Genomic DNA, 17,727 nt, shown 5'->3' on the forward strand with positions numbered 1-17,727 from the left:
CGCGGCGGACGTCCTCGTGCCGCTCGGCGCCACGCTGCTGGCGGCGGCGTGCATCCTCCACGACATCGGCGAGAAGAGCCTCTGGTTCGACGAGGGGCTGAGCGTCTACTTCGCCCGGGCGCCGGCCGACGAGCTGTGGCGGATCGTGCGCACCCGCGAGATCAACGCCGGGCTGTACTACCTGCTCCTGCGCCTGTGGCTGCACTGCGGCGACTCCGAGGCGTGGGTGCGGGGGCTGGCGGGCGCCGCGGTGATCGCGACCGTGCCGGTCCTGTGGGGGCTCGGCCGCCGGCTCCTCGGCCGCGTGGCGGCCGGCGCGGCGGCGATCCTGTTCGCGACGCATCCGCTCGCCGTGCAGTACGGCCAGGAGGCGCGCACCTACGGCGTCGTCATGCTCGCCGTCACGCTCGCGACGCTGGCGCTGGTGCGCGGGCTCGACGGCGGTCGCCCGGCGGCCTGGGCCGCGTGGGCCGGGGCGCTCGTGGTCGGGCTCTACCTGCACTTCTTCGCGGCGCTGGTCGGCGTCGCGCACGGCGTGGCGATCCTGCTGCGCGGGCCGTCGCGCGTGCCGTGGCGGTACGTCGCTCCGGCGGCGGCGCTGATCGTCGTCGCCGCCCTGCCGCTCATCGGCTTCGTCCTCACCCAGGACGCCGGCCAGATCGACTGGCTGCGGCCGCCGACCGCGGGCGACGTGCGCTGGGTGCTGCTGGGCTTCTCGGGCTACGGCGAGACGCTCGGCCTCGCCCTGGCGGCGCTCGCATGGCTGCTCGGCGCCGCCGGCGTCTTCTACGGCACGCGCCGGTGGGAGACGGCGCTGGTGGTCGCGTGGGCGACCCTGCCGCCGCTGCTGGCGTGGCTCGTCTCGTTCCGCAAGCCGGTGTTCCTCGATCGCTATCTCCTGGTGGCGCTGCCGGCGGCGACGCTGCTGGCCGGTGCCGGCGTCGCGCGCCTCGGCGCCTGGCCGCTGTGCGGCGCGCTGCTCGCGGCCCTGCTCGCCGTGCAGGCGCAGGGCCTGGAGCGGTTGTGGAAGCACATGCCGAAGGAGGATTGGCGCGGCGCGGCCCGCGTCATCGCCGCGGGGGCGCAGCCCGGCGACGTCTACACCTGCTGGACGGCGCCCGGCTGCGCGACGCTGGCGTACTACCTCGCCCGCCAGCCCGCCGGCGTGCGCCCGCGGCAGGTCCTGATCGTGGACGAGCTCGCCGCCGTCGGCGCGTCGCCGCCGGTGGCCGGCCGTGTCGCCGCGCTCGCGGCCGAGCCCCGGGTCTGGCTCGTCACCTCGCACGTCCGCGTCGGGCGCGCCGACCGCGGCTCGGACCTGGACGCGCTGGAGGCGCGTCTGGGCGCGACCGGCCACGTGCGCGAGCGCCAGTGGCCGGGGCGCGGCGTGGGCGTCTCGCTGTGGAGCGCGCCGGCGCCGTGAGCGGCTCCGCGGCGGTTCGCGTCGGCTAGCACCCGTGTCGCGCGGCCCGAGCGCGACTACCGACCCACGGGAGGCGGGTCGGCGAAGCGCACCGCCGCGAGCTTGCGCGTCGCGAGGACGGCGTGCACCGCGGCGATGCGGCCGTCGGCGTCGAGGTCGAGCCGGATCACGCCGCGGGGCGGGTCGCCGCGGAGCCCGGGGCCGAACTCGACGACCAGCGCGGGCAGGCCGTTCACCGTGCGGAGGGTCGTGGCGAGCGTCGCCGGCCGGCGGCGGGCGAGGCCGATGAAGAAGCGTGCGACGCGCGTGCGGCCGACGACGATGCGCCGCGCGGCATGGAACTCGCCGGCCCCGTCGCTGATCGCGCGCACGTCGGCGGCGAGCAGCGCCTCGACCGCGGCGACGTCGCCGCGCGTGATGCCGGCGACGAACGTCACGAGGGCCACCCGGGTGGCGTCGGCGAGGTCCCGCGTGGGCGGGCGGCGGGTACGGTCGTAGGCGGCCATGCGGCGGCGGGCGCGGTGGTGCAGCACCTTCACGTTCGCTTCGCTGGTGCCGAGCGCGGCGGCGGCGGCGCGCACGGGATAATCGAACACGTCGCGGAGAAGCAGCACGGCGCGCTGCTGCGGCGTCAGCGCCTCCAGCGCGAGCAGGAACGCGAAGCCGACGCTCTCGAGCAGGTCGTAGCGGCCCTCGGTCGACGCCGGCTCGTGCGACGGCTCGTGCACGGACGCCTCCGCCGCATCCGTCTCGACGGCTGCCGGCAGCCACGGGCCGACGTAGCGCCGCCGCCGCCGACGACGGAGGAGATCGCGCGCCAGATTCATCGCCACCCGCACCAGCCAGGGGCGCAGCGGCCCCGCCGGGTCGCGCGGCGGGCGCTCGACGAAGCGCAGGAACGTCTCCTGCACGAGGTCGTCGGCGTCGGCGGCGACGCCGGACATGCGGTAGCACAGCGCCCAGAGGTGGCGCTCGTGCGCAGCGAATACCGCGTCCGCCGCCGCTGCCGGGGGCGCCGTCATGCGGCGGCTGCCGCCGGGCGCAGGCGCGCCGTCACCAGAGCCGCGGCTCGCCGCGCGCTCGCCAGGCTCGCGTCCGCGAGGCAGCCCTCGGGCCCGACCCAGTCGCCGGCGACGGCGCAGTTGGCGGCGCCGGTGACCTGCGGCCCGGGACGGCCGCGGAGGCCGCCCTGCGCGGCGCGCACGAGGGCGCTGGCCGCAAGCATGCCCGGCAGGAAGCGCCGCGTGACGACCGCGGCGCGCCATCCCGGCTGGACGAGGTCGAGCGTCGCCTCGAGCGACTGCTCGACGACCTTCGCCGGCGGCGGATCGGGCTCGAGATAGCGCATGACGTGCACGACGGCGCCGCCGGCAGGCGCGAGGCGCGCCACCGCGGTGTGCACCGACAGGTACGACGGCGTGTCGACGCCGAGCGCGAAGACGGCGCCCGGCCGCGGCAGCGCGCGCAGCGCGACGTCGAGGCACGCGGCGCGCACGGGGACGGCCTCCGCCGCCGCCCGGCGCACCTCGCCCTCGGGGAGAAGCGGCGCGGCGTCGGCGGCGGGCAGGGCGAGGATGGCGCTGCGGGCGGGGATCGTCGTGCCGTCGCGCAGGCGGACGGCCATGACGTCGCCGGCGGCGTCGCGCAGGAGCGCGGTCGCCGCGGCGCCGGTGCGTATCTCGACGCCGGCGCGGACGGCGGCGTCGCGCAGACCGTCGACCAGCGTCTGCCAGCCGCCGTGCAGGTAGAGGACGCCGCGGCGGAGCGCGTGCTGGAGCTGCCCGATGGCGGCGCCGGCGCTGTGGGCGTCGGGCGCGTTGGCGTAGCTGCTGACGCGCGTCAGCGCGAGCACGAGGCGGCGCACGTCGGGATGCTGCACGCTCGTCGCCACCCACTCGGCGAGCGGCCGCGCCTGCCACGGCTCGGGATCGACGCGGCCGAGGCCGGCCAGCAGGCGTGCCGTCTCGAGCTTCGCGCCGAGGCCGAAGAGGCCGGTCGTGAGCAGCGAGACGAGGCCGCCGGGGAGGGCGTGCGTGTGCCCGCGGTCGAGCGCGAAGGCCCCCGAGACGGGCGGCATGCCGCCGTCGATGGCGACGTCCAGCTCGCGCAGCAGCGTCTCGGCCGGGCCGCCGCGGTAGAGCGCGTGCGGGCCGAGGTTCAGGTGGAAGCCTTCTTCGACGCGGGTCGCGGCGCGCCCGCCGGGGGCGGGTGCCCGCTCCAGCAGCACGACGCGCGCGCCGCCGCGGGCGACCAGCGCCGCCGCCGCGAGGCCGGAAAGGCCGCCGCCGATCACCGCGCAGTCCGCGGCAGGAATGTAGTCGTCCATGGGTCGTTCCTCCTTCTGCCCACTCCACGCGCGGGGCGGTCCGGAGGTTACAGGCGGCTTGCCGCGGCCCCGGGGCGCTGGCAAGCCGGAGCGGTGCAGGACGTCGGACGCGTGCTGATCCTGCTCGGGGTGGTCGCGATCGCGATCGGCGTCCTCCTGCTCGTCGGAGCGCGCTTCCCATGGCTCGGCCGCCTGCCGGGGGACGTCGTGGTGCAGCGGGAGCGGGGCACGTTCTACTTCCCGATCGTCACCTCGATCGTGGTGAGCCTCGTCCTGACCCTCCTCCTGAACCTGCTCTTCCGCCGCTAGCGAGTCGAGTTTTCAGGTTTTACGCACAGTTACCTGCTCGAAGGCGCCTTGCCTTCGACCCCTCGCCCCCCTATCATCGCGCGGCTCATGTCGGAGTCAGCCGAGCCGGGGTCCGCCCCGGACGTGCGACGCCGCTGGCGGGAGGCGGGGATCATCCTCGCCACGGCGCTGGCCGTCATCGCGTTCGCACTGTTCGAGACCCGCCTGCCGCAGTTCGCGAGCAGCGGCTCCCTCGGCACCGACGCGATCCTCGTCCTCCTCATCAACCTGAACCTGATCCTCCTGGTCCTCCTGGTCTTCCTGGTGGGCCGGAACCTGGTGAAGCTGTTCCTCGACCGGCGCCGGCGCATCCTCGGCTCGCACCTGCGCACGCGGCTCGTGGTGGCGTTCATCGGCATCGCGCTGCTGCCCGCGACGCTGCTCTTCCTGGTCGCGCAGGTGTTCGTCTCCAACTCGATCGAGGGCTGGTTCAACGATCAGGTCGAGAGCGCGCTCGAGGGCTCGCTCGACGTCGCGCACGCCTACTACGAGGATCTCGCCGCGAACTCGCTCGGGTTCGCACGCCAGACGGCGGCGCGGCTCGCGGGCTCGAAGCTCCTCGACCCGGGCAGCCGGCAAGCGCTGCGCCAGTTCCTCGCCGAGCGCCGCGAGGAGTACCAGGTCGACCTCCTCGAGGTGTTCGCCGACGGCCAGCCGCTCGCACGCAGCCGCCGCCCGAAGCTGCCCGAGCGCAAGATGGGCGCCGAGCCGTGGTCGCCGCTCGTGAAGCGCGCCTTCAACGGCGAGGAGGCGACGGCGGTCGACGCGGTCGGCCAGGCCGACGTCATCCGCGCCGCCGTGCCGGTCGACGAGGGCGGGCGCATCGTCGCCGTCGTGGTGGTCGACGCCTGGGTGCCGAAGAGCGTCGTCAAGCGCCGCGAGGAGATCGACCGCTCGTTCGGCGAGTACCTGCGCCTCAAGATCCAGCGCCGCCCGATCCGCACCGCCTACACCATCACGCTCGTGCTCGTGAGCCTCGTCGTCCTCTTCTCGGCGACGTGGGTGGGGCTCTGGGTCGCACGCGGCATCACGGTGCCCATCCAACGTCTCGCCGAAGGCACACGCGCCGTCGCCCAAGGCGACCTCGACCTCCGCATACCCGGCGAAGGCGACGACGAGCTCGGCACGCTGGTGAAGGCGTTCAACCACATGACGGGCGACATCAAGGCGAGCCGCGCCGAGCTCGACGCCCGCCGCCGCGCGCTCGAGACCGTGCTCGCGAACATCGGCGCGGGCGTCATCGCGCTCGACCCCGCCGGCCGCGTGACCACGATCAACCGCGCCGGGCGCCAGCTGCTCGGACTCTCGCCGGGCGCCGTCATCGGCCGCCAGCTGACGAGCCTGCTCGAGGGCGACGTCCACCGCGCGCTGCGCGACGAGGTCGGGGCGCTGCTCGCGTCGGCGCCGACCAAGCACGAGCAGCAGCTCGCGCTCCGCCGCCCCGACGGCAGCGAGCTCGCGGTGCTGCTCACCGGCTCGCCGCTGGTCGACGAGGCGGGCCACACGCAGGGCCTGCTGCTCTTCCTCGAGGACGTGACGCACCTCCTGCGCGTCGAGCGCATGGAGGCGTGGCGCGAGGTCGCGCGCCGCATCGCGCACGAGATCAAGAACCCGCTGACGCCGATCCAGCTCGCCGCCCAGCGCCTGCGCCGGCGCTACGGTCCCACGCTGCGCGACGGCGGCGTCTTCGACGAGTGCACGCGCACCATCGTGCAGCAGGTGGAAGACCTGAAGGCGCTGGTCAACGAGTTCCAGACCTTCGCGCGCATGCCGCAGGCCGAGCACACGCCCCAGGACCTGAACCGCGTCGTCGAGGACGCGCTGGTTCTGTTCCGCGAAGGCCATCCCGCCATCGACTTCGTGTGGACGCCCGACGCCGGTCTGCCGCCGATCGAGCTCGACCGCGAGGGGCTGAAGCGCGCCATCATCAACATCCTCGACAACGCCGTCGCCGCCTGCACGGCCCGCCCCGCGACGGAGCCGGGCGAGCGCCGCCGCGTGTCGCTCCAGACCACGTACGATGCCGGGCTCGGCATCGCGCGGCTCGAGATCGCCGACGACGGCGTCGGCCTCTCGGCCGAGGCGCGCGCGCGCCTCTTCGAGCCCTACTACTCGACCAAGCCCGACGGCACCGGCCTCGGCCTCGCGATCGTGCAGGCCATCGTGGCCGACCACAAGGGCTTCATCCGCGTCCGCGAGGACGCCCCGCAGGGGACCCGCTTCGTGATGGAGTTCCCGGTGCGGACCGACCCCGCCCAGCTGGTGGCGCGTGCGCGCCATGGGGCATACGGGTCCTGAGGGAAGGAGAAACGATGTCCGAGACGATCCTGGTGGTGGATGACGAGGCGAAGATCCGCCAGACGCTGCGCGGCGTGCTGACGGACGAGGGGTTCGACGTGGTGGAGGCCGACAACGGCCGCGCGGCGCTGGATGCGCTCGCGCACCAGGTGCCGCGCCTGGCGATCGTCGACATCTGGATGCCGGAGATGGACGGCGTCGAGCTGGTGCAGCGCATGCGCAGCCAGGTGCCCGAGCTGCCCATCATCGTCATCTCCGGCCACGGCACGATCGAGACCGCCGTGCGCGTCATCCAGCTGGGCGCGTTCGACTTCCTCGAGAAGCCGTTCCAGCTCGACGCGTTGCTGAAGGTCGTCGGCCGCGCGCTCGGCGGCCCGCTCGCCGAGGCGGCCGTCGCCGAGGTCGAGCCGCTCGCCGCCGCCAGCGAGCCCGCCGTGGCGCCGCCGCGGGCGCTGCCGCAGCGCACGATCGCCCGCAGCGTGGTGGTGAACGGCCAGGGGCTCCACTCGGGGGTCCGTACCGGCGTGATCCTCCAGCCGCTGCCCCCGGGCAGCGGCATCGTCTTCGGCGCGATCACGAGCGCCGACACGGTTCCCGCGCTCGTCGACCACGTCGACTCGACCGGCTATGCGACGACGCTCGTGCGCGGCGGCATGGTCGCGAAGACCGTCGAGCATCTGATGGCCGCGCTGCACGCGCACGGCATCACGAATCTGCTCGTGAAGATGCACGCCGAGGTGCCGATCCTCGACGGCTCCGCCCTCGAGCTCTGCGACCTCGTCGCCGAGGGCGGTATCGTCGACCAGGACGCCACCATCGAGGAGCTCGCCGTCGACCGCCGCTACGCCGTCGGCTCCGACGACCCGAGCCAGAAGGGCATCTCCATCGAGCCTGCCGACTGCTTCGAGGTCCACTACGTCCTCGACTACCCACAGCCCGTCGGCCGTCAGGAGTACACCTTCCGCCTGACCGGTCCCGAGGCCTTCCGCGACGAGATCGCGCCGGCGCGCACGTTCGGCTTCGTGAAGGAGATCGAGACGCTCGAGGCGATGGGTCTCGCCGCCGGCGGACGGCTCAACAACTTCATCCTGGTCGGCGACGAGGGCGTCGTGAACGCGCCGCTGCGCTTCGCCGACGAGTTCGTGCGCCACAAGATCCTCGACGTGCTCGGCGACTTCTACCTGCTCGGCCGTCCGATCCGCGGCCGCATCTCGGCGCGCCGGACGGGCCACGGCGACAACGCCGCGCTGCTGCGGATCCTGCGCGAGCGCTTCGGCCTGCCGCCGCTGCGCGGCGCGTAGGCGGCTACGCCGGCGGCGGCACCAGCCGCCAGGCCACCACGTCGGCACGTCCCGCCGCGGCCCACACCGTGGCGTCGACGCGGCGGCGGACGGAGCCGACGCGCACGGTGATCGCGAGCGCGAAGTTGCGCGCGCGCGTCGTGCAGCGGGGGAGATCGTCGCAGGCGATCGGCACGGTCGCGCGGCGGGCGAGGATCTCGTCGGCGCGGGCGGCGTCGCCGAGCCAGGCGAGCAGCACCTCGCGCGGGGCCGTGTTCGGGTTGACGCCGGCCTCGCCGGCGACGGTGACGAACGGCCGCAGGCGCGCCAGCGTGCGCGCGTCGACGCCGCGCACGAGCCCGAGCTCGCCGACGCTGCGGAGCGGGGCGTTCGGCGGCGGCGTGCCGTCGCGGTAGGCTGCGCGCTCCGCGCCGTACGGGCGCGGGCGGTCGTCGGGATCGGTCCAGTCGGCGATCGCGTCGGCGAGCGCGCGGTCGAGCGCCAGGGCCTCGAGCAGGCGGGGCAGGGCGTCGGGTTCGGCGGTGCCGAGATCGAGGCGGCGGGCCTCGTCCTCGACGATGACCTCGACGCGGCCGCCGCCGAGTTCCTGCGGCGCGATCGGCTGCGCCCACGGCGCGTGGACGTCGTCGGGCTGGTCGAGCGCCGTCCAGTCCGCGAGCAGGGCGGCGGCGGTGGCGGCGGCCGAGCGCGCGAGGGCGTCGGCCTGGAGCGTCGCCAGCGCGGCACGCGTGCGGCGCTCGGCGCGCAGCGTGCCGGCGAGGACGCCGAGCGCGACCACGACCAGCGCCGCGAGCGCCGCCGTGACGGCGACCAGCGCGGCGCCGCGCTCAGCCGGGCGGGACACGCATCACCTCCACGAGCTCGACCGGCTCGCCGCCGTCGTCGGGCCAGACGCGCACGCGGACGAGGCGCAGGGCGGGGTGCGGCGTGCCGGCGATCTCGGTCTCGGCACGCAGCCCCTGGACGCTGCCCGGATGGGTCCCGGGGCCCGGCGTCGCGAGCGCGGCCGCCGTCAGGACGCCCTCGGCGGCCCGCGCGGCCCGCAGTCGCGCCGCGTCGTGCGCGAGCCCGTCGACGCGGGCCGCCACGAGGCGCTGCGCCGCGGTCACCCCCGCGGCGAGCACGAGGCAGGCGACCAGCACCTCGACGAGGCCGAAGCCGCGGCTACGGGCGCGCGATCTCGGGCACATTGAGCGTCCCCACGATGAGGAAGTCGCGCGTGCCGTTCGCGCCGCGCGGCAGGTTCTCGAGCAGGCGCAGGAGACGCGGCGGCGCGCCGGGCTGCGGCGTCAGCGTGACGCGGAGGCGCAGCGTGCTCTGCTCGAAGCTCTGCGCCAGGCGCATCTCGCCCTGGGCCGTCAGCTGGAGGTCGGGGCCCTCGGCGCCGACGTCGCCGACGACGAGGCGCTGATCCTTCAGCGTCCAGCGCAGCCCGGCGCGGTCGGCGCGCAGCGGCAGGTCCTCGAACTGCGGCAGCGGCGGCTCGAAGGTGACGTGCCGTATCTCGAGCTCGCCGTCGCCCTCCGCCGGGCTCGTCACCGGCAGGACGAGGCGTGTCTCGCCGGTGGTGCGGCCCGAGAGCGGCAGCGGCTGGCCGAACATCGGCAGGCAGGTGGCGAGGTCGACGTTCTTCCAGTCGACGTCGAACGTGCGCACGTTGTTCTGCAGGTCGAACGAGCCGCCGATCTCGCCGAGGCACATCTCGGCGCTGACGTGCCAGGGGCGCCCGAGGGGGTCGTGCAGGAAGGCGAGCCAGGACGGCCGGAAGCGGAAGTACGTCGCCGCCAGCACCTCGCGACCCTCGGGCGAGCGCACGACGAGGTCGTCGAAGATGATGCCCCACGGGCGCAGCCGCGCGTGCGAGAACGTGAGGACCTGGGTGCCGGGCGGGATCACCCGATCGAGCACCCAGCGGATCACCGTGTCGGTCGGGAAGGTGACCGCCAGGACGACGGTGAAGACCACCAGCGCGATCAGGAAGCGGCGCAGCCATCTCATCGGGGGACTCCCGGCTGGGTATCGCGCACGAGCGTGCGGATCTCGAGCACGACGTCGAAGCGACGGCCGTCGTCGGGATGCTTCTGGAGGTCGAGGCGGCTCACCCCGAGCGGCGGGCTGGCCTCGCCGAGCGTGTGCAGCAGGCGCACCGTCTCGTCGAGCGAGGCGCCGGCCAGCCGCAGCGTCACGCCCTCCTCGCGCAGCCCGCCCGCCGTCCGGCCGCCGGCGACCGGTGCCATGCCGGCGATGCGCTGGCGGCCGACGACGGCGTCGGCGGTGGTCTCGAGGCGCGTCAGGAGCGAGCCGGCGGCAACGGGATCGCCCGCGGCCGGGGTCGCGGCGATCTCGGCGGCGAGCGCCCGGATGCGCGCCAGCTCGCGCATCGCGGCCTCGACGCGTCCCCGTCGCGCCGCGAGGTCGTCACGCACCGCGCCGGCGACGAGCAGCGCGAGCCCGAGCGCGGCGGCCCCGGCGACGGCGAGGACGAGCGCCCGCTCGCGCGGGGCGCGGCCGGCGAGCCAGCTGCGGCCGGCGACGAGGACGCTCACGACGGTGCCCCTCCCGCCCAGCGCTCGATGCGCAGCCGGAACTCCACGCCCCGGCCGTCGACGGTGCTGCGCGTCTCCTCCGCGATCACCTCGCGCACGAACGGCGACGCCGCGAGCGCGCGGCGGAGCGCGTCGACGGCGTCGAACGCGGCGCAGCGGCCGTGCATGCGCACGGTCTCGCCGTCGATGCCGACCTCGTCGAGATCGAGCGCCAACGCCGCGGGCACGCGGCTGCTGAGGTCGCGCAGCACCTCCAGCACGGAGTGCGACGGCGTGCCGACGCGGCGTCGCAGCTCGGACGCCTCGCCGAGCCGCGCGCGCGCCTCGGCCGGCGGCACGTTGGGCAGGGCCGCGGCGGCGGCGGCGTCGGCCGCGCGCGCGAGCGCCGCCTCGCGGCGGGCGAGGTCGACGTGCACGGAAGCGGGTCGAGGACGCCGAGGAGGACGGCGGCGACGGCGAGACGGCACGCAGGCGCGGGCGCCAGCCGCGTCCGCCCGCGGGGTGGCGGTCAGGACGGGCGCTGGTGACCGCGGCGTCGGTGACGAGGCCGAGCGCGACCGCGCCGGCGTCGCGTCGGCCGTGTCGAGCGCGTCGGCGAGCCGGCGCGGCGCGGCCGGCGGCGTCGAGGGCGGCGACGAGCGCCCCGGCGTCCAGGCCGGCGACGAGCAGCGGCGCCGGGCGCGTCGAGAGCGCGGCCAGCGTCCACGCGAGCTCGGCCGCGAGCGCAGGTCGGCTGCGTCGAGCCCGCGCAGCGCGGTGAGTCGCCCGGCGCGCCGGCAGGTGACGGCGCTGTGCGCGCCGTCGGCGGCGACGACGAGGGTCGCGTCGGCGAGCCGCGCGCCGGCTCAACCCAGGCCGGCAGCGGCGCGAGGACTCGATGCGGCCGGCAGGCGAACCGTGGCGCGCGCGAAGGCGGGCGCGGATCGCGTCGAGGGTCCGCGTCGCGCACGGCGGCGGCAGGACGCGGCCGCGGCCGGCGCCGGCGTCGACCCGCGTGCTCGCGACGCGGGTGCCGTCCGGCGTGGAAGGGAGGCGTCCCAGCAGCTCGAGCGGGGCGACCTCGGCGAGACGGCTGCGATCGCCGAAGGGCAGCTCCAGGATGCGGTGGGTCACACGCTGGGGCGCAAAAGGGCGACGTGCACCGCCGCGGGTCGCTCGGCGGCCAGCGCCGCGGGGATCGCGTCGCCGTCGTCGGCACCGCCGCGTGCCGCTCGACGCCGAGCGGCCGCAGCCGCCGCCGAGCGTGCGCTCGGCGCGCGCGATGCGCAGCGCGTGGGGCCAGGTCGAGGCCGATCTCCAGGCGCCGCGCCATCGTCAGCCCTGTCGTCCCGCAGGCGCACGTGGACCGCGAGCGGCGCGCCGCTCGCCGAGAAAAGCTGGACCTCGACACGACGCGACGGCGCGAACGGCGCCGGTGCAGTCAGGCGCCCAACCGTCGGCGCCCGCGCAGCTAGCCCGCAGCCCGTCACGACGCCTGCAGGCCGCACGTCGGGCTCCCGCGGCGCCGCCGCCCCGGCCGACGCGTGCCCGGCGCACCAGCGCGCCGTCCTCGGGCCCCAGGTGACCACCGCCGGCACCGGCTCGCGCAGCGCGAGGCAAAAGGTCGTCGCCGGCGCCGCGCCCGACACGGCAAGGGCTTCGACGACGCAGGCGGCGAGGTCGTCGCGCAGCGCCTGGAGGGCGTCCTCGGTCTGCGCCAGCGCCGCCGTGCGCGCGGCCGTGCGGGCCCGCGCGGCGTCGGCCTCGCGCACGGCGCTCGCCGCGAGCAGGAGCAAGGCCGCGGTGGCGGCGAGGGCGAGCGACAGCTCGAGCAGCGTGAAGCCGGCGCGGCGGGGGCTGGGGCGCGCGTGTCTCATGGGGTGGTGAACGGATCCAGCGAGAGGAGCGGGACCAGCACCGTCAGCACGACGACGAGCACCGCGGCGCCGAGCGCGAGGACGAGCGCCGGCTCGAGCAGCGCCGTCGCCGCGACCACGCGGCGCTCGACCTCCGCGTCCTGTGCCGCTGCCGCGTGCTCGAGCGCCTCGGGCAGCGTGCCGCCGCGCTCGCCGGTGGCGACCAGCCGCACGACCGACGGCGCCACGATGGGATGCGCGTTGGGGCCGGTGCGAGCGCCCCGCCGGTGCGGGCGGCGTCGCGCGCCGCCCGCACGGCGTCGGCCGCCGGGCCGCCGCCGGTCGCAGCCGCCGCCAGCTCGAGCGCGTCCTCCAGCCGCACGCCGCTCGCGAGCAGCGTGCCGAGCGTGCGCAGCGCGCGGGCGTGCGCGGCGGCGACGGCGATGGGACCGGCGACGGGAAGGCGGACGAAGGGCGTCGCGCCGCGCGCGGCCGGCGGGCGTGCGCAGCCAGGTCGCGAGCGCGGCCGTCCCGGCGACGGCGGCGATCGCCAGCCACCAGGTCGCCTCGAGCCCGCCCGCGAGCGCGAGGAGCGCGCGGCTCGCCGGCGGCAGGCGTGCCCCGGTCTCGGCCGCGAGCGCGCCCATCTGCGGCACGACCCACACCAGCAGCGCGACCAGCGTGCCGAGCGTGACGACGCCGACCACGGCGGGATAGACGAGGGCGGCGCGCAGGCGCGCGCGCAGCGCCGCCATCGCCTCGGCGTGGACGGCGACGCGCAGGAGGACGTCGCCGAGCGTGCCGCCGGTCTCGCCGGCGCGGATCAGCGCGCACCAGGCGGGCGGAAAGACGTGCGGGCTGGCGGCGAAGGCGTCGGCCAGCGTGCCGCCTTCACGCACGCGGGCGCGGGCCAGGGTCAGGGCCGCGTCGAGCGTGCGCTCGCGGGTGGCCGCGGCGGCGTCCTCCAGCGCCTCGGCGAGCGCGGCACGCCGCCGCGCACGGCACCGCGAGCTGGCGCAGGAGGCCCGCGACCTCGGCCGCGGCGACGCGGCCGCCGCCCGCGGCCCGGCTCTCGTCGAGCACGGTTGGGAAGACGCCGCGGGCGCGCAGCGCCTCCCACGCGCCCTGGCGACTGTCGGCGTCGATCACGCCCTGCGTGGCGCGGCCGGCGTCGGTGAAGGCGCGGTAGGCGAAGACGGGCATCAGCCGCGCACCTCGCCGTCCTCGATCACCCGGCGCACCTCGGCGGCGGTGGTGACGCCGGCGGCGATCTTGTCGCGGCCGTCGTCGTCGAGCGTGCGCAGGCCGGCGGCGCCCGCGTGGCGGCGCAGGGTCGCCGTGTCGGCGCGCTCGAGGAGACGCGCGCGCAGGCCGTCGTCGGGGAGCAGCAGCTCGTAGAGGCCGGTGCGACCGCGGTAGCCGGTGCCGCGACAGCCGCCGCAGCCGCGGCCGTCGCAGTCGGCGCAGCGTACGCGCACGAGACGCTGCGCCAGCACGCCGGTCACCGCCGAGGCGACGAGGTAGGGCTCGGCGCCCATGTCGAGCAGGCGCGTGAGGGCGCCGGCGGCGTCCGAGGTGTGCAGCGTCGCGAGCACGAGGTGCCCGGTCAGCGCGGCGCGGATCGCGATCTCCATCGTCTCGCGGTCGCGGATCTCGCCCACCAGGATGACATCGGGGTCTTGCCGCAGGATCGCACGCAGGCCGGCGGCGAAGTCGAGGCCGATGCGCGGGCGCACCTCCATCTGGCCGATGCCGGCGAGCCGGTACTCGACCGGATCTTCGATCGTGAGGACGTTGCGCGTCCCGGCGGCGAGACGTGCGAGCGCGGCGTAGAGGGTCGTCGTCTTGCCGCTGCCGGTGGGCCCGGTGACGAGGACGAAGCCGTGGCTGCGGGCGAGCAGGGTCTCGAAGCCGGCGAGGGCGGCGGCGCCGAGCCCGAGCGCGCCGAGGTCGCGGCGGATGCTGGCGCGGTCGAGCAGGCGCAGGACGAGGCGCTCGCCGCCGGTGGTGGGCACGACCGAGACGCGCACGTCGACGTCGCGCCCGCCGACGCGCACGGCGATGCGGCCGTCCTGCGGCAGGCGGCGCTCGGCGATGTCGAGGCCGGCCATGATCTTGGTCCGCGCGACCACCGCGCCGTGCAGCGCGAGCGGCGCCTCGACCACGTCGTGCAGCACGCCGTCGATGCGGAAGCGCACGCCCACGCGCCGCTCCGACGGCTCGACGTGGACGTCGCTGGCGCCGGCGCGCACCGCCTCGCAGAGGACGGCGTTGACGAAGCGGATCGCGGGCGCGTCGTCGCCGGCTTCGAGCAGGTCGGGCACGTCCTCGAGCGGCGCCTCGGGCAGCTCCAGGCGCTCGCCGAGCGCGGCGTCGCTCGCCGCCGCGCCGGCGGCGTCGTCGTAGGCCCGGTCGATGGCGGCGCGCAGGGCGTCGGCGGCCATGCGCTGGATGCGGACGGGGCGGCCGAAGACGAAGCGCAGGTCGTCCAGCGCCGCCAGCGCCGAGCCCGGGTCGGCGATCGCGACGCGGACGGCGTCGGGCTCGTCGGCGAGCGGCAGCACGAGGTGCCGGCGCGCCCACTGCATCGGCACGGCGGCGAGCAGCGTGCGCGCCGGGGCGGCGGCGGCACGCGCCGCGGCAGCGTGGCCGCGTGCACGGGCGCGCTCATGGCGCCTCGGTGGGCGGGGTGTCGTCGGGCCAGTCGCCCGCGTCGGGCGGCGGCGGGTCGTCCCAGGTCGGGCCGCGCATGATCGAGCCGTCGCGCAGCAGGCGCGGCATACGCTCGCGTTGCGCGCGGGCGTGCTCGGTGAGCTGGGCGTCGGTGGCGAGCACGTGCGGGGTCAGGAAGACGAGGAGGTTCGTCTTCACGCGCGTGCGCTCCTCGCGGCGGAAGAGGGCGCCCAGGACGGGGATGTCCTGCATGAACGGCACGCCGCGGTCGCGCAGCCGGATGGTGTCGGCGAGGAGCCCGCCGATGACCACCGTCTGCGCGTGACGCGCGCCGACGACGGTGCTCGCCGAGCGCACGGTGGTGGTCGGGCCGACGAGGTTCGGGTCGCCGACGGCGGGATCGGGGACGGGGTCGATGTCCGACACCTCCTCGAACAGCGTCATGCGCACGTAGTCGTCGGCGGTGATCTGCGGCGTCAGCCGCAGCGTGATGCCGACGTCGTGGCGCTCGATCGTGGTGAAGAGGTTCGAGAGGTTCGAGGCGCTGGTCGCGCGGCTGGCGACGAACGGGACGTTGCGGCCGACGACGATCTCGGCCTCCTCGTTGTCGGTCGTCACCATGTTGGGCGCCGACAGCACGTTGATCTCGCTATCGGTCTGCAGGGCCGTGAGCAGCGCCGTGTACGCCGGCACCTCCTTGCCGTTCGGCAGGCGCACGGTCTGGCTGCTGGCGGCGGCGAGGATCAGGCCCGGCAGCGAGGTCGGGTCCTGCACCGCGGTGCCGAGCGCGGAGAGGTTCACCTGCCCGATGCCGACGCCCGCCCCGGTCGACGCCGCGCCCTGGAGCTCGACGCCGAGCGCGCGCAGCTTGTCGGCCGTGGTCTCGACGATGATCGCCTCGACGAAGACCTGGCGGCGGCGCACGTCGAGCTCGGCGACCACGCGGCGCAGCGTCTGCCAGTCGGCCGAGGTGGCGCTCACGATGAGGGCGTTGGTCGCCGGATCGGCAGTGAGCCGCACCGGCGCTTCGAGCGGGACGGCGCCGGCGTGCCCGGCGCTGACCGGCTCGGCCCGCGCCGGCGGCGGCTGCAGCGGCGGCTCGCCGAGGCCGGCGTCGTAGCCGTAGGGCACGACGATCTCCTTCGAGCGGCTGCGGGAGAGCAGGCTGCCGCGCGCCTTCTCGGGCTCGGGCGGCGGTGCGGGCAGGCCGAGGAGCTGCGAGAGCACGCGCACGAGCGCGTCGGCCTGGGCGTACTTGAGGCGGTAGACGTGCAGCTGCGAGGCGACCGCCGGGGTCGCGACGTCGAGCCGCGCCACCAGCGTGCGGGCGCGCCGCACCTCGGACGGAGGGCCGACGAGGAGCAGCGAGTTCGTGCGCGGGTCGGGCACCACCCGCAAGGTCGCACCGCTGCCTTCGGCGACGAGGGCGTCGCGCAGCCGGTCGGCCATGTCGGCGGCGGGCGCGTGGCGCAGCGACGCGGTCTCGACGTGGCGGCTGCCCGCCGGCCCGTCGAGCTCGTCCATGAGCGCGGCGAGGCGCTCGACGTTGGCGGCGCCGTCGACCACGACGATGCGGTTCGTGTCGGGATAGGCGGTGAGCACGCCCTCCTTCGACACCAGCGGCTGGAGGACCGGGACCAGCGTCGCGACCTCGGCCTGGCGCGGCACGAGGATGCGGGTGACGAACTCGTCGCCGCGGCCGCGGCCGATCGGCACGGCGCTCTCGCGCGCCGTATCCGCCGGCACGATCTTCGTGAAGCCGCCGCTCGGCACGGTCGTGAAGCCTTTCACCTGGAGGACCGACTGGAAGACGAGGTAGGCCTCCTCGGGCGTGATGCGGGTCGGCGAGATGATCGTCACCTTGCCGCGCACGCGGTCGTCGACGATGAAGTTGCGGCCGGTGACCTCGCTCACGAAGCGCGCCAGCACGGGCAGCTCGACGTCCTGGAAGTTGAGCGCGACGGTGGCCTCGTCGGCGCCGCGGGCGACGGCCGGAACGGCGAGCTGCAGCGCGCCGAGGAGCAGGACCGGGAGGCGGCGGCTCATCGCAGGCGGCTCATCGCAGATCGTACACCAGCGTGCGGGGCGCCCCGGCGCGCACGATGTCGAGGGCCACGCGCGGCTCGGTGCGCAGGCGCTGGAGGAAAGCGAGCAGCGTCGCCGGGTCGCCCACGGCGGTGCCGTTGACGCGCTGGACGACGTCGCCGTCCTCGAGCCCGAGGCGACGGAAAATGCTGTCGTCCTTGATCTGGAAGAGGCGGAAGCCGTTCGGGCGCCCGTCCTCGACCTCGGCCACCGCGCGCAGCTGGGTGAGCAGGCCGCTCATGTTGTCGACCGCGCCGGCGAGCTCGCGCCGGTCGACGATCCAGGCGTCGGCACCGGTGCGGCGGATGGTCGCGCCCGGGGTCGCGGCGGCGACGATCGGGACGGGCGCCGCGTCCGCGGGCGCGGCCTCGGCCGTGGCCAGCTCGAGGACGGTCTCGCCGCCGGGCGCGCGCAGCGTCACCTGATCCCAGGCGATCGCGGCGATGCGGGCGGCGCGGAGCGCGTCGCCGACGCGGTAGAGCTCCTGGCGGCCGGTGGCGTCGTCGTCGATGATCGCGTGCGCGATGCCGCCGTGGAAGCCGACGCCGCGCAGGCGCAGGCCGCCGGTGTCGGCGCCGGCGACCTGCGGCGCGACCGGATTGAAGAGGTCGCGCGCGGCGATCACCGCGTACTGCTCGAGCGGCGCCGGTGCGGCCGGGCGGGAGCGGGCGATCGCCGCCGGAGGGACCGACCAGGTCGCGAGCCGCAGCGTCGTGCTCACGCCCACCGCGAGCAGGGCGACGACGCACGCGAGCAGGGCGACCTCGATCGCGAGCCGCGTGGGGAAGGCTGGCATGGAGCGAGGCGTGGGGGTTTAGCGCCTCCCACGCCGCTTGACCAGTGCCCGGACGCGCCTCCGGCGCGATCCGCCCGTGGCCTCGCCGAGCGGGCG

General features: G+C 76.2%; 16 protein-coding genes and 2 pseudogenes. 4 read left to right on the forward strand and 14 right to left on the reverse strand.

Going from position 1 to position 17,727, the window contains the following annotated elements; all coding sequences use genetic code 11:
* The first annotated feature begins 16 nt into the window (after positions 1–16).
* The gene (locus KIT14_24130) at positions 17–1,423 is read left to right on the forward strand and encodes a glycosyltransferase family 39 protein (protein MCW5893616.1); all 1,407 of its coding nucleotides are present in this window, start codon (positions 17–19) and stop codon (positions 1,421–1,423) included.
* Between the two features lie 56 nt (positions 1,424–1,479).
* Here KIT14_24130 and KIT14_24135 read toward each other — a convergent pair whose 3' ends face one another.
* Together KIT14_24135 and KIT14_24140 are read right to left on the reverse strand one after the other, a co-directional pair.
* Positions 1,480–2,445, reverse strand: a complete 966-nt coding sequence (locus KIT14_24135; protein ID MCW5893617.1) for a sigma-70 family RNA polymerase sigma factor — start codon at positions 2,443–2,445, stop codon at positions 1,480–1,482.
* The gene (locus KIT14_24140) at positions 2,442–3,749 is read right to left on the reverse strand and encodes an NAD(P)/FAD-dependent oxidoreductase (GenBank protein MCW5893618.1); all 1,308 of its coding nucleotides are present in this window, start codon (positions 3,747–3,749) and stop codon (positions 2,442–2,444) included. Before KIT14_24140 ends, KIT14_24135 begins: the two co-directional genes overlap by 4 nt.
* A gap of 93 nt (positions 3,750–3,842) precedes the next feature.
* Between KIT14_24140 and KIT14_24145 the strand changes: the two genes are divergently transcribed.
* The 3 genes from KIT14_24145 (at position 3,843) to lpxC (ending at position 7,696) form a co-directional block, all read left to right on the forward strand.
* Positions 3,843–4,058, forward strand: a complete 216-nt coding sequence (locus KIT14_24145; protein MCW5893619.1) for a DUF2905 domain-containing protein — start codon at positions 3,843–3,845, stop codon at positions 4,056–4,058.
* 87 nt (positions 4,059–4,145) lie between these two features.
* Positions 4,146–6,395 carry a HAMP domain-containing protein gene (locus KIT14_24150; protein ID MCW5893620.1) on the forward strand — a complete coding sequence of 750 codons (2,250 nt, stop codon included), beginning with the start codon at positions 4,146–4,148 and terminating at the stop codon, positions 6,393–6,395.
* 14 nt (positions 6,396–6,409) lie between these two features.
* Positions 6,410–7,696 carry a UDP-3-O-[3-hydroxymyristoyl] N-acetylglucosamine deacetylase gene (gene lpxC, locus KIT14_24155; GenBank protein ID MCW5893621.1) on the forward strand — a complete coding sequence of 429 codons (1,287 nt, stop codon included), beginning with the start codon at positions 6,410–6,412 and terminating at the stop codon, positions 7,694–7,696.
* Positions 7,697–7,700: 4 nt separating this feature from the next.
* Here the strand turns inward: lpxC and KIT14_24160 are convergent, their stop codons facing one another.
* The 12 genes and pseudogenes from KIT14_24160 to KIT14_24215 all read right to left on the reverse strand — a co-directional run bounded on the left by KIT14_24160 (position 7,701) and on the right by KIT14_24215 (position 17,631).
* Positions 7,701–8,540: a general secretion pathway protein GspK gene (locus KIT14_24160; protein ID MCW5893622.1), complete on the reverse strand. Its 840-nt coding sequence runs from the start codon at positions 8,538–8,540 to the stop codon at positions 7,701–7,703.
* On the reverse strand, positions 8,524–8,886 hold the full coding sequence (locus tag KIT14_24165) for a prepilin-type N-terminal cleavage/methylation domain-containing protein (GenBank protein ID MCW5893623.1): 363 nt from the start codon (positions 8,884–8,886) through the stop codon (positions 8,524–8,526). Before KIT14_24165 ends, KIT14_24160 begins: the two co-directional genes overlap by 17 nt.
* Entirely contained in the window at positions 8,861–9,694 is an 834-nt protein-coding gene (gene gspN, locus KIT14_24170; GenBank protein MCW5893624.1) for a type II secretion system protein GspN, read from the reverse strand. The genes KIT14_24165 and gspN overlap by 26 nt, the downstream gene beginning before the upstream one ends.
* Positions 9,691–10,242 carry a hypothetical protein gene (locus tag KIT14_24175; protein ID MCW5893625.1) on the reverse strand — a complete coding sequence of 184 codons (552 nt, stop codon included), beginning with the start codon at positions 10,240–10,242 and terminating at the stop codon, positions 9,691–9,693. The genes gspN and KIT14_24175 overlap by 4 nt, the downstream gene beginning before the upstream one ends.
* Positions 10,239–10,658, reverse strand: coding sequence for a PilN domain-containing protein (locus tag KIT14_24180; protein MCW5893626.1), 420 nt, complete (start codon positions 10,656–10,658; stop codon positions 10,239–10,241). The genes KIT14_24175 and KIT14_24180 overlap by 4 nt, the downstream gene beginning before the upstream one ends.
* 693 nt (positions 10,659–11,351) lie before the next feature.
* Positions 11,352–12,098: a prepilin-type N-terminal cleavage/methylation domain-containing protein gene (locus tag KIT14_24185; protein ID MCW5893627.1), complete on the reverse strand. Its 747-nt coding sequence runs from the start codon at positions 12,096–12,098 to the stop codon at positions 11,352–11,354.
* Between the two features lie 229 nt (positions 12,099–12,327).
* Positions 12,328–12,792, reverse strand: a pseudogene (locus tag KIT14_24190) (type II secretion system F family protein).
* A pseudogene (locus KIT14_24195) lies at positions 12,728–13,045 on the reverse strand (type II secretion system F family protein). The pseudogenes KIT14_24190 and KIT14_24195 overlap by 65 nt, the downstream one beginning before the upstream one ends.
* Positions 12,969–13,280: a hypothetical protein gene (locus KIT14_24200; GenBank protein MCW5893628.1), complete on the reverse strand. Its 312-nt coding sequence runs from the start codon at positions 13,278–13,280 to the stop codon at positions 12,969–12,971. The pseudogene KIT14_24195 and the gene KIT14_24200 overlap by 77 nt, the downstream one beginning before the upstream one ends.
* A complete protein-coding gene (tadA, locus tag KIT14_24205) occupies positions 13,280–14,665 on the reverse strand; it encodes a Flp pilus assembly complex ATPase component TadA (protein ID MCW5893629.1) in 1,386 nt (461 codons plus the stop codon). Before tadA ends, KIT14_24200 begins: the two co-directional genes overlap by 1 nt.
* 79 nt (positions 14,666–14,744) lie before the next feature.
* A complete protein-coding gene (gene gspD / locus KIT14_24210) occupies positions 14,745–16,796 on the reverse strand; it encodes a type II secretion system secretin GspD (protein ID MCW5893630.1) in 2,052 nt (683 codons plus the stop codon).
* Positions 16,797–16,806: 10 nt separating this feature from the next.
* Positions 16,807–17,631 (reverse strand): hypothetical protein, encoded by an 825-nt coding sequence (locus tag KIT14_24215; protein MCW5893631.1) that lies wholly within the window; start codon positions 17,629–17,631, stop codon positions 16,807–16,809.
* Positions 17,632–17,727 lie beyond the last annotated feature (96 nt).

It is taken from the genome of bacterium, assembly GCA_026129405.1.
In the GTDB taxonomy this organism is placed as follows: domain Bacteria; phylum Desulfobacterota; class Binatia; order DP-6; family DP-6; genus JAHCID01.

What these genes read in the sequence shown, in the direction of transcription:
- KIT14_24165 (MCW5893623.1), bottom strand. Translation starts at nt 8,886, where the DNA reads ATGTGCCCGAGATCGCGCGCCCGTAGCCGCGGCTTCGGCCTCGTCGAG.
- gspN (MCW5893624.1), bottom strand. Translation starts at nt 9,694, where the DNA reads ATGAGATGGCTGCGCCGCTTCCTGATCGCGCTGGTGGTCTTCACCGTC.
- KIT14_24140 (MCW5893618.1), bottom strand. Translation starts at nt 3,749, where the DNA reads ATGGACGACTACATTCCTGCCGCGGACTGCGCGGTGATCGGCGGCGGC.
- KIT14_24200 (MCW5893628.1), bottom strand. Translation starts at nt 13,280, where the DNA reads ATGCCCGTCTTCGCCTACCGCGCCTTCACCGACGCCGGCCGCGCCACG.
- KIT14_24150 (MCW5893620.1), top strand. Translation starts at nt 4,146, where the DNA reads ATGTCGGAGTCAGCCGAGCCGGGGTCCGCCCCGGACGTGCGACGCCGC.
- lpxC (MCW5893621.1), top strand. Translation starts at nt 6,410, where the DNA reads ATGTCCGAGACGATCCTGGTGGTGGATGACGAGGCGAAGATCCGCCAG.
- KIT14_24215 (MCW5893631.1), bottom strand. Translation starts at nt 17,631, where the DNA reads ATGCCAGCCTTCCCCACGCGGCTCGCGATCGAGGTCGCCCTGCTCGCG.
- KIT14_24185 (MCW5893627.1), bottom strand. Translation starts at nt 12,098, where the DNA reads ATGAGACACGCGCGCCCCAGCCCCCGCCGCGCCGGCTTCACGCTGCTC.
- gspD (MCW5893630.1), bottom strand. Translation starts at nt 16,796, where the DNA reads ATGAGCCGCCGCCTCCCGGTCCTGCTCCTCGGCGCGCTGCAGCTCGCC.
- tadA (MCW5893629.1), bottom strand. Translation starts at nt 14,665, where the DNA reads ATGCAGTGGGCGCGCCGGCACCTCGTGCTGCCGCTCGCCGACGAGCCC.
- KIT14_24135 (MCW5893617.1), bottom strand. Translation starts at nt 2,445, where the DNA reads ATGACGGCGCCCCCGGCAGCGGCGGCGGACGCGGTATTCGCTGCGCAC.